The sequence below is a fragment of the Sporolactobacillus mangiferae genome, from assembly GCF_023336505.1.
GTDB classification, from domain to species: domain Bacteria; phylum Bacillota; class Bacilli; order Bacillales; family Sporolactobacillaceae; genus Sporolactobacillus; species Sporolactobacillus mangiferae.
Genome location: NZ_JAMAST010000003.1, coordinates 219,201 through 232,094, shown reverse-complemented (window position 1 = coordinate 232,094; position 12,894 = coordinate 219,201). Strand labels below are relative to the sequence as shown.

Here is a 12,894-nt window from a genome sequence, read left to right as displayed (position 1 = left end):
TCCGTGTGTTTTCATGCGTTATTTCGGCCGATTTTACAATCAGATGTGGCGGAGATTAATTTATAAGCGTGGGGTCTCTGTCCGCCTCAGTGCAGAGTGTTCATCAGGCGGATAGACATAGAACTTCAAATGAGCAAATCAGAGCGACGAATAAAACAGTGCCGATACTGCATGAAAACAGATCAGTCAGATGAAACGCTTACCAGAGACTGACGAAGCCAGGCCGCCGAAGAATAGGAGGATTCAATTTGAGCATTCTTGATGTTGAAAATTTATATAAAACTTATGGAGCACAGATTCTTTTCGATCACTTGTCGTTTTCCATTTCAGAAGGTGATCGGATCGGGCTGATCGGCGTCAATGGCACAGGGAAATCGACGTTGCTGAATGTGCTTGCCGGCAGGGATTCGATGGAGGAGGGGCATTTGCGTCATGCTAATGCGTTCCGAATGGCGTATTTACCACAAACACCGGTTTTTGAGCCGGGCGTGACTGCGCTCGAATACATTTATGGCGGGACCTCGCCGATTATGACAACCGTGAGAAATTATGAATGGGCTCTCCGTCGTCTGGAAAAGAACCCTGAAGATCTGGAGCTTCAGGCCGAACTTTTTGAACGGCAGCAGCAAATGGATGCTGCGGATGCATGGGATGCAGAAGCGGCTGCCAAAGGCATATTGACACGACTGGGCATTCATGATTTTGATACGCCGGCAAGCGAGAGCTCCGGTGGTCAAAAAAAAAGAATTGCGCTTGCTCAGGCACTGATCCAGCCTGCGGATTTGCTCATTCTTGACGAGCCGACAAACCACTTGGACAATGAAATCATCGACTGGCTGGAAGACGCACTGAATCAGTATCCCGGTGCTCTGCTGATGGTGACGCATGACCGCTATTTTCTGAACCGGGTCACAAGCAGGATTTTCGAACTGGATCATGGCAAACTGTATGCCTATGAAGGAAATTATGAACTTTTTCTGGAAAAGAAAGCGGAGCGTGAAGAACAGACGGCCTCCGGGGAAGTGAAACTGCGAAATCAGCTGCGCAGGGAACTGGCCTGGCTGCGTCGCGGTGCCAAGGCACGTTCAACCAAACAAAAGGCAAGAGTAGAGCGTGTGCATGCGCTTCAGGGACATAAAGGTCCTGAAAGAAAGCAGACTGTGGATCTGGCAATCGGATCTGCACGACTGGGCAAAAAAGTCATTGAAGCAAGACAACTGTCGAAATGCTTTAACGGGCACGAACTGATTCGTTCGTTTGATCTGCTTGTGATGCCCGGAGAGCGGCTGGGCATTATTGGCGGCAACGGAAGCGGGAAAACAACGCTGCTGAATTTGCTGGCGAAACGTATCGATCCGGATTCGGGAACCGTTGACATCGGTGAAACAGTCAAAATCGGTTATTATACACAGGAGCACGCGGAAATGGATGAAGACCTGACCGTGATCGATTATATCAAGGAAGTGGCGCAGGTGATCCGAACGGCTGACGCGCAGCAAGTGTCGGCAGAACAGATGCTGGAACGGTTTCTGTTCTCAAGGGCGCGTCAGCGGACATTCATTCGTAAACTGTCCGGAGGCGAGCATAAACGTCTGTATCTGCTGCACATTTTGATGTCAGAACCGAACGTTCTGTTTCTTGATGAGCCAACGAACGATCTGGATACCGAGACGCTGACTGTGCTGGAAGACTACCTGCTCCAATTTCCGGGAACCGTACTGGCAGTTTCTCACGACCGCTATTTTCTCGACCGCATTGCCGATCGGCTGATTGCATTCGAAGGAGACGGCATCATCCGTCAGTTCATCGGCAACTACAGCGATTATATGGACGAACGAAAACGTACCGCGGAACGAGAAGAAGCTGCACGAAAAAAAGAAATACCGCAGGAGCGCAAAGCAGCGCCCAAGAAGAAAAAGCTGACCTATAAGGAGCAGCAGGAATGGGAAGGTATTGAAGATCGAATTGCCGGGTTCGAAGAACAGGTGGAACAATTAAAAAAGGAGATTGCTGAAGCAGGCAGTGATGCCGGAAAAGCTCAGGAACTGTTTGAAATGCAGCAGAAAGCGGAACATGAATTGGATCAGGCCATGGAACGATGGACCGAGCTATCGTTAAAAATAGAGGAGATCGAAAATCAGTAAGCATGTATAAACAAGCTCAGGCTCGGTTTATGTGCCGCTCAAAGACAATGCTTTATTGGTCATCGTTCCTGCCCTGAACCAGCACCATCCAGGTATCTTGAGTACAGAAACCAGGGCTGCTTATGACTTTACCTGCCTGAACCGCCAGACATAGGTGCGAAAATCTCCTTTTTCATCCGGTACATTCAGGCCGGCATTCATGAGTTCATCACCACCGAATATGTCGCCGGTGTCAGGATTCTGATAAATGAAATCGGGATTAAGTCCTTGAAAGCGGAATGATTTCTGGACCTGGGAGGGGGCTGCGAGCACTGTGAAATAGAATCCAATGACCTCTGACCGATCAGGTGAGACAAAGCACCATGCCGTGTCTCCATGTTCAAATGGGCTGGTGATTCGATAAAGATCGCCGAACTGAATCAATGGGCGAATTTTTTTATAAAAGGTGACCTGTTTTTTCACGCTCTCTTTTTCTTCGTCAGTCAGCTTTGTAAGGTCGAGCTCGTAGCCGAAATTCCCGGACATTGCCACGTTGCCGCGCATGGCAAGTGAGGTGCTCCGGCCGACCTGATGATTGGGTACGGCGGAAACATGGGCACCTATAGCAATCGGTGGATAAACGACACTCGTCCCATATTGTATTTTTAAACGGCAAACGGCATCTGTATTATCACTGGCCCATGTCTGCGGCATGTAATAAAGCATGCCGGGATCAAAGCGCCCGCCGCCGCTGGAACAGCTTTCGAATAAAATATCGGGAAATGCATGAGTAAGCCGTTCAATCAGTGCGTATAAACCAAGCATATAGCGATGTGCCGTTTCGCGCTGGCGGTCCGGTGGCAGCTGAGCGGAACCGATTTCGGTCATATGCCGGTTCATGTCCCATTTGACATAGTTAATGTCCGCGCTTGAGAGAACGGCAGCAAGCGCTCGCTCCAGATGAGCGCACACATCTTCACGTGACAGGTCAAGCACAAGCTGATTACGGCTCAGACTGCACGGACGATCGGGAACATGCAGGCACCAGTCCGGATGCGCACGGTACAGGTCGCTGTCCGGGGATACCATCTCCGGTTCAAACCACAACCCGAACTTCAAGCCCATTTTGTGGATATGATCGGCAAGCCAGGCGAGTCCGTGCGGCAATTTGCGCCGGTCGACGATCCAGTCGCCAAGCGAACTACGGTCATTGTCCCGATGTCCGAACCAGCCGTCATCCAGTACGAAAAGTTCAATCCCTGCTTTCTGAGCTTCCTTCGCAATCGCCAGCAGCTTTTCTTCATTCAGCTTGAAATAGGTAGCTTCCCAGTTGTTGATCAGAATGGGGCGCATTTCGTCCCGGTACTTTCCGCGTGCAAGCCGCGTTCGGTAGAGATGGTGGTACGTACGTGACAGACATCCGAGACCCTGGTCAGAATAAACCAGTACTGCTTCCGGCGTCTGAAAAAGTGCTCCTGCATCGAGCTTCCAGCTGAAGTCGAACGGGTTCAGTCCAATCACCGCACGAGCGGTTCGGTACTGGTCTACCTCAATCTGTGCGCAAAAGTTACCACTGTAGACGAGACTGAAGCCGAAGACTTCACCGTGGATTTCATCTGTTTTTTTACGCATCAGCGCAAAGAAAGGGTCATGTTGGGGACTGCTGGCGCCGCGCGTGCTTTCGATCACCCGTCTTCCGGGTGCGAGTGGTCGGCGATCCATATTGCGTTCATGGTTATGCGAGCCATAAAAAGTCAGGATGTCGAACTGATCGTCACGAAAATCGATACAGGCACTCGCTGCAGCCAGAATACGAAGCGGACGCGTTCCGCTGTTTTCAAAACGGACTGATCTTGTGATGGCATTGAACTTTGCAAATACACTGTAGGTGAGCACTGCGGATAAGCCAGCAACCGGGTCATGCAGGATGATATCTACGGATTGTGCTTCAAGATCATGTTCAACGTAGGTGGCAGGAAGTCCGTTCAGCTTTTTTTTGCCAGAATAAAGGACATGCCCTGCGTAACGGAGATCCGAGACGGTCGAGCCGTTTTCGAGCTGGATCTGGTATGCCGGTTGCCGGTAATCACCATTGCCGTATGCGGGATATTCCAGAGGCAGCGTACTCAGCGTAAATCCACGTCGTTTTACATCGGTATAGGGCGCAAATGATTTTGGAGCCAGCACCAGCGGTCTGCTTTCCCGGAAACGGCTGATTTTTTTACCCCAGTAAAGCTGGAGCAGATAGCCATTGTCTATGCGTATAACGTAGCTGCATTGCCTCGTCTGCAGATGAAAGGTTCTGGTTTTCGGTTCGTAGGTGATCATCATCAACCCTCCCTGAAGGTGGATTTGATACATTTCGATTGTAATCAATAGGTGTGCCTAAGTAAAGAATGCCAGTGCAGAACAGATCTGTCCGAGTGTTTGCTTCAAGTGTGCCTTCGCACGGACACTCAATTCATCTAAATCTTTATACTTTCTTATTTGTGTAAAAAGAAAACGAAATGTTATAGTTAATATAAATCTACCGGTACTGTTTCTTGAGAGGTGAGCAGTGTATGCGTTTTTTAAAAAGGCTGTTCCGAAAAAACGGATCGGATACAGATCAGGCGGAACCGAGTGCTGCGGACATAGCCGCAGCTGGCGATTTTTATATGCCCTTCAAAGGCAAAGTGGTTCCAATCACGGAGGTTCCCGATCCTGTATTCTCCAAGAAAATGATGGGCGACGGGTTTGCGATCATTCCTGAAAGTAACATTCTCCGCTCTCCGATTGACGGCAGGGTAACCAATATTTTTCCGACTAATCATGCGATCACATTAAAAGCCAGTGATGGCAGAGAACTTTTAATACATGTTGGTTTGGAAACGGTTTCTCTGAAAGGTGCAGGGTTTGCACCACTGGTCAGGGAAGGTGCGGAAGTGAAGAAAGGCGATCGGCTGCTTCAGGTTGACTTTGCCAGTATCAGCAGTAAAATACCGTCGACTATTACTCCTGTTGTTTTTACGAATTTAAGTGATACAGAATATGTTGTCGTTGAAGATGGCAAAGTATCGATTCATTCTTAACCGGAAGAGAGGGAGAGTGCTGAGCATACATGGGATCAACCGAACCCGAGAAAAATTCATTCGGATTTTGCTGCTTCACTCAATTCATGATCTGATCGGATGATCCCTGATCCTTGCGATCACGTCAGCGTTTGCTTATATGAGTGTCGTGCAGTATAAAAAAAGTCGAGCAAATGCTCGGCTTTTTTTATACTCTTGAAATCCAGCGGATTATAGTATAAGTGCGACGGCGGCTTCGCTCGTATCAAAGGCCTGGCAAAGCCTGATTTTTCTAATCCGTAACTGGTCGGGAGCGGCGGATCGCAAAGATATTAATAATCATAAAGACAACAGAGAACAGAATGAGAATCGCTGCGTCGAACCACCATCCGGAAAAGCCGGTACCTCGAATCATGATGTTTCGCAGTGCCTCGGTCGAGTAATGGATCGGCATCAGATTGCCGACCGCCCGTACCCACCCGGGCAGCGTGTCAATCGGAAAAAGTCCGGATAAAAAGACTTGCGGAACGATGACGAGCGGAATGAACTGAAACATCTGCAGTTCGTTGGAGGCAAAAGTCGACAGAAGGATGCTCAATGACAGTGCGCTGAAAGAAAGAATAAAAACAATAATCAGCACATCAAGCAAGTTCCCGACATTGTAAATGTTCAGTACGTAAGCAATGTAGCAGGTCAGCACAAACGACTGAACAATAACAAACAGCCCGAAGCCGATCATGTAGCCACCGATGATCTGGTAATTTTTGATCGGTGAAGCCATTAAACGATCGAGCGTTCCCGTGGTGCGCTCGCGAAGGAAGGATACACCGCCGATCATAAAAATGAACAGGAATACAAAGATGCCAACCATCGCGGGACCAAAGGCGTCAAAAGTATTTAAATCATCATTCCCATGCAGATAAGAGACGTCAAGCGAGACCTTTTCAGGGGTCTTTGGTTCCTCGGGCTGGCTGGTTTTAGGGGCCTGCTGCATAATCTGGGCGAGTGCTCCCGGAGCATAACGCTGCATCGCTTCAGTCATCTGACGAATGGTCTGCTGCTGCACCATCATACCTTTTTGTTCAGCTTTGATCACGTCGGTCAGCTGATTTTTCATCGAAGTGACGTTGATCTGCTGGATCTTCTGCATCGACTGCTGCACCTTGTTCATCACAAGACCATTGCGTGACGGATCGCTGCCTTCCAGATGTACGGATACCGGATTCTTCAGATCAATATAAGCGTCAATTTCTTTGTCGGCGAGTGCCTGCCTGGCTTGAAGCGCGCTCATCCGCTGATAGTCGTCCTTTTTAAAAGCAGAAAGATAATCCGAAGACTCATAATGGATGATGGCAAGTTTCGGTTCGGCTGTTTTTGCGCCGAAAATATACCAGACCAGCGTCAGAATCAGGAGCGGTGCAATAATCAGGAGTGCTAGTGTCCGTCTGTCACGGACAATCTGGCGAATGATGCGACGCGCCATCGCAAAAAGATTTCTCAATTTCCGTCCGCCTCCTTTTCGATTGCAATGAAAATATCCTCTACTGTTGAAACGCCGTACTGGGCGGTTAATGCTTTCGGCGCCCCTTCAGCAATGATTCTGCCTGTGCTCAGCAAGCCGACACGGTCGCACTGAGCTACTTCATCCATGACATGTGTCGTGACAATAATGGTAGCGCCCTTGCCTTTCAGATAATGAAAAAGTGTCCAGAGTTTGCGCCGGATCACCGGATCAAGACCAACGGTTGGTTCATCCAGCAAGTACAGGCGCGGACTGTGTACAAGTGCTGCAGCCAGAGAGAGCCTCCGCTTCATGCCCCCGGAAAAATTGGACACATTTTTTTGCAGATGCTGATCCAGATCCACTGCTTTTGCGACTTCAAGAATCCGCTGTTTTTTTTCTTTGCCGTGCATCCCTTGTATGGAGGCAAAGAATTCGAGATTCTGATAGGCACTTAATTCGTTATATAAGGCATCGGACTGGGCCATGTATCCGAGTGACCGGAATGCATTTAACGTCGGTCGTCTCTCAAACAGTTCGATCTTGCCTGAGTCCGCTTTTTCAAGTCCAAGTAAAATGCGGACAAGGGTCGTTTTACCAGAACCGGACGGGCCGATCAGACCGTAAATTTCACCTTCCTGAAGTGTGAGTGACACATCATCCAGCACAACTTGTTTTTTAAAGTGCTTGTGAAGATGTTCTCCTTTAATTGGGTAACTCACCGTATCACATCCTTTGTGGGACGAAAATATTGAACACTGTGTTCACTAATTATGATAAAATGGAATAAACAATTGATCAATAGCCAATTATTTATTAAATGCACATTATTGAACACATCGACAGAAAACGTCGATTATTAACCTGAAAACCTGGCAAAAAGGTACAGAACAGGAGGCAGACGGTGTGGAATCTGAATCGAATGACTTGCGTGTTATCAAAACACGGGCTGCAATCGAATCCGCGTTTCTTGATCTGCTGCTGCAGAAAAATTTTAATGCCCTGACCATAAAAGATATTGCATCCGCAGCCAGAATCGGTCGCGGAACGTTTTATCTGCACTATATCGATAAGTATAACTTGCTCGAAACCGTGATTGATAAGGGACTGTCTGAGACGGTCGACCGATTCCATCCGCGGGACTATTTTCTTAACGGAAAGGTTGTTCCTGAGCGCATTGTCGCCTTCATCCGCAGTATGTTCCGACATTTTAAAAAGAATGCCCGATTTTTTCAGGCTATGTTTTTTAACGAAGGCATTCCTGTATTTCGTCAGCGCATGCAGGAGCGATTTATAAAAAAATTTCGTACAGAGATGCGCACTTTTCCGCCGGTTGCTGAGGATCCGCTTATGCTGGAAATTATGCCGATGTTTCTCTCCTCTGCAATGATCGGTCTGGTCGGTTGGTGGTTTGAGCATCACATGCATATACCGGAAGAGGAAATGGCGCGGAGAATTTTTCTCATTTTTTCCCGCGGACCGCTTAGAGCTCTCGGCTTTACATTTATTGAGGACGAAAAAAAAGAATCGCCACAATGAACGATTCTTTTTTGCGCTATTGTATAAATGCAGCGGCGGCTTTGGCTTCGCCTGTTTCAAAAGCTTGGCAAAGCCAAGTTTTCTAATACTATTAAGAAAGTATAGAAATTTTAAGGAAAATAGTATAAGTGCGACGGCGGCTTCGCCCGTTTCAAAAGCTTGGCAAAGCCAAGTTTTCTAATGTGCTTTGCGCAATCGCCGGATATCGGTAACATTCAATTGCCGCGTGACTGCTTTGCAGCAAGTTCTCTCTTATAGGCACTGTGATCGGTTGGTCCGGTATAATCATTTAACGGAAAAGACGCACGTATACCGGCCGTGACAAAGGATTTCGCCACTTTTACTGCTTCAAGCACGGAAAGGCCTTTGGCGAGTCCGGCTGTGACCGCGGCAGCGTAAGTACAGCCCGCTCCGTGAATGTTCGGTGTGTTGATAAATTCATCGGCGATGATGTGGAAGGTTTTGCCGTCGTAGAGCACATCGATTGCCTGATCAGTATCTGGCAGTCTGCTGCCGCCTTTGACCAGCGCATGGCGTGCCCCCAGCGCAACAATTTTTTGCGCAGCTTCCTTCATTTGATCGATTGTCGTGATTCTCGGCATTCCGGTCAGCCGTGCTGCCTCATATAAATTCGGCGTTGTAACGAGCGCTTTCGGAATCAGCAATTTGAGCATGGCTGCCGTATTTTCCGGTTGCAGTTCCGGCTGAATCTCTTCCTCAGCCCCTTTGCAGACCATGACTGGATCAATCACAACGCGTGTCAAATGATATTTTTCAATGATATCGGAAGCAATTTTAATAATGTCCGGAGAACCAAGCATACCGGTCTTCATCGCGTCAACGCCGATGCCGGCAACAATCGTGTCCAATTGCTTCTTTAATAATTCTGTATCAAGCGTTGTCACTTGATGTGACCAATGGTTAAACGGGTCCATTGTGACAATGCATGTTAAGGCAGTCATCCCATATACGCCGAGTTCCTGAAAGGTTTTTAAATCCGCCTGCATACCGGCGCCGCCGCTTGAATCCGAGCCGGCAATAGTCATCGCTTTGTAGATGGTCATCATTCATCCTCCTGCTGGTTTCATCTTTGTTTTCTATTATAATGGGCCATGCTTTAAAAAACTATGTTTACCTTTCATGAAATCGATCTTCAGAAAAATTGATGTCGAAAAAAATTTGCCGGAAGTCTGTTAAATCCGTAAATGTAATGGCCGATAAAAAAGATGTAGACTATTGTCACTAATAATAGATTATCGGTTGGTGACGGGGGGCAGAAGCTTTCTCGATGATGGACCTTAATAATGGATGGCTGATCATTGCCTCCGCAATTCTGGCCTTTCTCCTGTGTACGGTCTCGCTTGTTATGTATTTCCGCATGCAGCAGCTCCGGGCATTGGAAGAGGGCGAGAAAATTATTAAAAAAATAACCGACAATCTTCATATCGGTGCTTTTGTTATAAGGAACGACAGCATTATGTATGCCAACAGCCGTTTGTGCGAATGGATCGGCTATTCTCGTGAAATGATGAAACACATGAAATGGCAGGATATCGCATCACTCGAAAATTCGGAAAAGACGGCATCAGCCATTCAGAAATTGCGAGAGGGACATGTCGCATCCATTGAAGAACGGATTGTTGTGATCTGCGGAGACGGATCAAGAAAGTGTCTGCTTGTCACATGCCAGCGGATTATGGATCAGCATGATCAGTCAATTTACGCCGGAACAGCAGATCTTGAGGAACATGCCTATCAGAAGAATGGCGGCTTCGCTGAAAATACGGTAGATCCGATTACCGAACTTCCTGATGCACTGGTGCTGCAGGAGCGTCTTGAGCATGAAACGATTGAAAACCCGGCCCAGCCGCTTGCTTTGCTGGTTGTTGATATTGACAGCATGAATCGTGTGAACGACACTATAGGTAAAGATGCCGGGGACAAGCTGCTTCAGGAAGCCGCAAAACGGCTGAAGGCATGCGAAGGTTCACGTGTCTATCACTATCGAGGTGATGAATTCGCTATTCTGTTTAAAAATATGGGGCGGGCAGAAGTGAAAATGCACATTAAGCGAATTATGAGCACATTTACGGTACCGATCCAGATTCATGATACACGCTGGTATGAAACAGTAACAATGGGTGTAAGCTTTTTTCCGATCGATGCGGATAACGGACGCAAACTGATTGACTGCGCTGTATCAGCCATTCATGACGCAAAGAGGAATAACAAAGGAAAATATGCGTTTTATAATCCGAGAATTATTCAGGGGCTGCGCAAGCGTCTGGAACTGGAGATGGATCTGCGGCATGCGGTTAAGCGAAATGAATTCACGCTCTATTACCAGCCGCAAATTGACCTTCGAACGGGAGCAATTGCCGGATGCGAAGCGCTGATCCGTTGGGTTCATCCTGTGCGTGGCGTTATCTCTCCGGCCGTATTCATTCCGCTGGCGGAAGAGCTGGGACTGATTGAGGAGATTGGTCAGTGGGTGCTAAACACCGCTTGCCGGCAGACAAAGGCATGGAATGACCAGGGCTTTCCGTTTAATATATCGGTGAATTTATCGCCGCGGCAGCTTTTTCAGGAAAATCTATTAAGTCTGGTTGAGTCCGCGTTAAAGGAATCAGGACTTCAACCTGAGCGGCTGCAGCTTGAGATTACCGAAACAGCGGGGGCCGATCTGTTTGTCATGTCACAGAAGCTGCTGGCCATTGAGGCATTAGGTGTACGCATCAGCATTGATGACTTCGGGACGGGCTATAATTCCTTGAACTATCTGAAGCAGCTTCCGCTCAGTCAGCTCAAAATCGATCCATCGTTTATCAGAGGTGATCACCATGATCAACAGGATGTGGCTCTTGTGCGCATGATTGTGGCACTTGCGGCCGAGCTGAATCTGCAGGTCGTTGCTGAAGGGGTTGAGTCAGCGGACCATGTCCGGTTCTTAAAACAGACACACTGTGCATTGGCGCAGGGTTATCTGTTTGCCCGTCCGCTTGGCGCTGAGCAGTTGATCGAACAGCTTGGGGCGATCAGGCAGCGAACCAGTGAAATCATCATACCGGAAACACAGTAAGTTTATATGGAACACAAAAGATTTCGGACGATTGCCCGATGACTTCATAAGAGGATATTCAGGAGGCGGTTAATTATGAAAAAAATGATTGTGCCTACCGCTTTAGTGAGCGGATTATTACTTTCAGCGACCGGTCAGCAGGCAATGGCGGCATCCGGCCAGGATGTCGTCAGTCAGGCTTTGAATTATCAGGGCAAACCTTACAAGTATGGTGCGCCATCTTTTTCCGATGCTTCGTTTGACTGCTCATCCTTTACTCAGTTTATCTTCAAAAAGGTGATGGGAGTAACGTTGCCGAGAACTTCTGCAGCGCAGGCGACTGTGGGCACAGCTGTATCAAGAGGCCAGCTTCAGCCAGGCGACCTGCTTTTCTTCGATACGACAGGTGACGGCGGCATTCATCATGTCGGCATTTACATAGGTAACGGACAGATGATCAGTTCAGAGTTGACAGTCGGCGTGCATGTGACAAATGTTTTCAGCGGGGGCGGGGCGCAGTCATACTGGGAACCCCGGTTCAAAAATGCGCGAAGAATTGCGGGGAAGGTTGGCACCGGAAGCAGTCAGACTTCGCGTGCAGCTACCCCGGCCTCATCCCAAAAGACACAGACAGGTTCCTCCACTTCTTATACGGTAAAAAGCGGCGACAGCCTTTGGGCGATCGCGAACCGTCACAGTATTTCAGTTGCTAAACTGAAATCGATCAACAGCCTTAAGTCAAACACGATTTATCCGGGTCAGGTACTCAAACTGACTGCTTCTGCGGCATCTTCGGCAAACACGCAAAAGACAGCGGCAACGTCAACTGCCTCGGCTGGAAAATCAGCTTCAAAGAGTTCGGTGTCCATCTATACAGTGAAAAGCGGGGATACGCTTTGGGCGATCGCTTCGAAGCACGGGGTCACGGTGTCCGCACTTAAATCAGCCAATGGCTTAAAATCAGATCTGATTTTCCCGGGCCAGAAATTGAAGCTGTCCGGCAAAAGCGCATCCGCCTCAACCGCAACAACAATTAAAAAGACTGCGTCAAAATCATCTGCAAGTACAAAAGGTGACTACAAGGTCAAAAAAGGCGACAGCCTTTGGGCGATTGCGACGATGCACGGCATCAGTGTCAATCAGTTGATGCGTACTAACAATCTCTCGTCTACGCTTATTTACCCCGGGCAGCATCTGGACATTCCGAACGATCTGTAAATGATCGGACATACGGGGAAACAGAGTCTGCAGCGTATTCGCTGATAAAGATGATCCGAGCATTTACTTTTTCAGGTATCCTATGAGTATAGATATAGCCATGAAATGAATCCGGAACGTATGCGATGAATGTACCCCTTCGTGCGATTATAAGGGAAGAACATTCATCTACAGCGTTTCGGTTTTTTTTTACCTTGTATTTGATGACTGTATATAAGCACATAAGCCCCCCAAAAAAAGCATAAATCAGCGGCCTGTGATTGATCGGAGATTGGATGCGGGCTGTTCTCGGCTTTCTGATCAAGTAATTCTGGCGTAGTTTAATGTAAACGCTTTAAATAAAAGTATACATTCGTTATAATGTGAATAAACAGTGAATGATATGTGTGTAAATCGTGACAATCA

At 47.9% G+C, this 12,894-nt stretch carries 9 protein-coding genes; 5 read left to right on the top strand and 4 right to left on the bottom strand.

Going from position 1 to position 12,894, the window contains the following annotated elements; all coding sequences use genetic code 11:
• Positions 1 to 248: 248 nt before the first annotated feature.
• Entirely contained in the window at positions 249 to 2,144 is a 1,896-nt protein-coding gene (locus M3N64_RS05350; protein WP_249099185.1) for an ABC-F family ATP-binding cassette domain-containing protein, read from the top strand.
• A 120-nt stretch (positions 2,145 to 2,264) separates the two neighbouring features.
• Here the strand turns inward: M3N64_RS05350 and M3N64_RS05345 are convergent, their stop codons facing one another.
• A complete protein-coding gene (locus M3N64_RS05345) occupies positions 2,265 to 4,454 on the bottom strand; it encodes an alpha-galactosidase (RefSeq protein ID WP_249099182.1) in 2,190 nt (729 codons plus the stop codon).
• Positions 4,455 to 4,684: 230 nt separating this feature from the next.
• On the opposite strand from M3N64_RS05345, the gene M3N64_RS05340 reads away from it, so the two are divergent.
• Positions 4,685 to 5,194, top strand: a complete 510-nt coding sequence (locus tag M3N64_RS05340; protein ID WP_249099179.1) for a PTS sugar transporter subunit IIA — start codon at positions 4,685 to 4,687, stop codon at positions 5,192 to 5,194.
• 271 nt (positions 5,195 to 5,465) lie between these two features.
• On the opposite strand, the gene M3N64_RS05335 is transcribed toward M3N64_RS05340, so the two are convergent.
• Positions 5,466 to 6,674 carry an ABC transporter permease gene (locus tag M3N64_RS05335; RefSeq protein WP_249099176.1) on the bottom strand — a complete coding sequence of 403 codons (1,209 nt, stop codon included), beginning with the start codon at positions 6,672 to 6,674 and terminating at the stop codon, positions 5,466 to 5,468.
• A complete protein-coding gene (locus M3N64_RS05330; protein ID WP_249099173.1) occupies positions 6,671 to 7,396 on the bottom strand; it encodes an ABC transporter ATP-binding protein in 726 nt (241 codons plus the stop codon). Before M3N64_RS05330 ends, M3N64_RS05335 begins: the two co-directional genes overlap by 4 nt.
• Before the next feature lie 184 nt (positions 7,397 to 7,580).
• Between M3N64_RS05330 and M3N64_RS05325 the strand changes: the two genes are divergently transcribed.
• The gene (locus M3N64_RS05325; protein ID WP_249099170.1) at positions 7,581 to 8,213 is read left to right on the top strand and encodes a TetR/AcrR family transcriptional regulator; all 633 of its coding nucleotides are present in this window, start codon (positions 7,581 to 7,583) and stop codon (positions 8,211 to 8,213) included.
• A gap of 215 nt (positions 8,214 to 8,428) precedes the next feature.
• Here the strand turns inward: M3N64_RS05325 and pdxK are convergent, their stop codons facing one another.
• Positions 8,429 to 9,277, bottom strand: a complete 849-nt coding sequence (pdxK, locus tag M3N64_RS05320; protein WP_249099166.1) for a pyridoxine/pyridoxal/pyridoxamine kinase — start codon at positions 9,275 to 9,277, stop codon at positions 8,429 to 8,431.
• A 224-nt stretch (positions 9,278 to 9,501) separates the two neighbouring features.
• Between pdxK and M3N64_RS05315 the strand changes: the two genes are divergently transcribed.
• Positions 9,502 to 11,292 (top strand): sensor domain-containing protein, encoded by a 1,791-nt coding sequence (locus tag M3N64_RS05315; protein WP_249099163.1) that lies wholly within the window; start codon positions 9,502 to 9,504, stop codon positions 11,290 to 11,292.
• Positions 11,293 to 11,367: 75 nt separating this feature from the next.
• Positions 11,368 to 12,489 carry a LysM peptidoglycan-binding domain-containing protein gene (locus M3N64_RS05310; RefSeq protein WP_249099160.1) on the top strand — a complete coding sequence of 374 codons (1,122 nt, stop codon included), beginning with the start codon at positions 11,368 to 11,370 and terminating at the stop codon, positions 12,487 to 12,489.
• Positions 12,490 to 12,894: the final 405 nt, after the last annotated feature.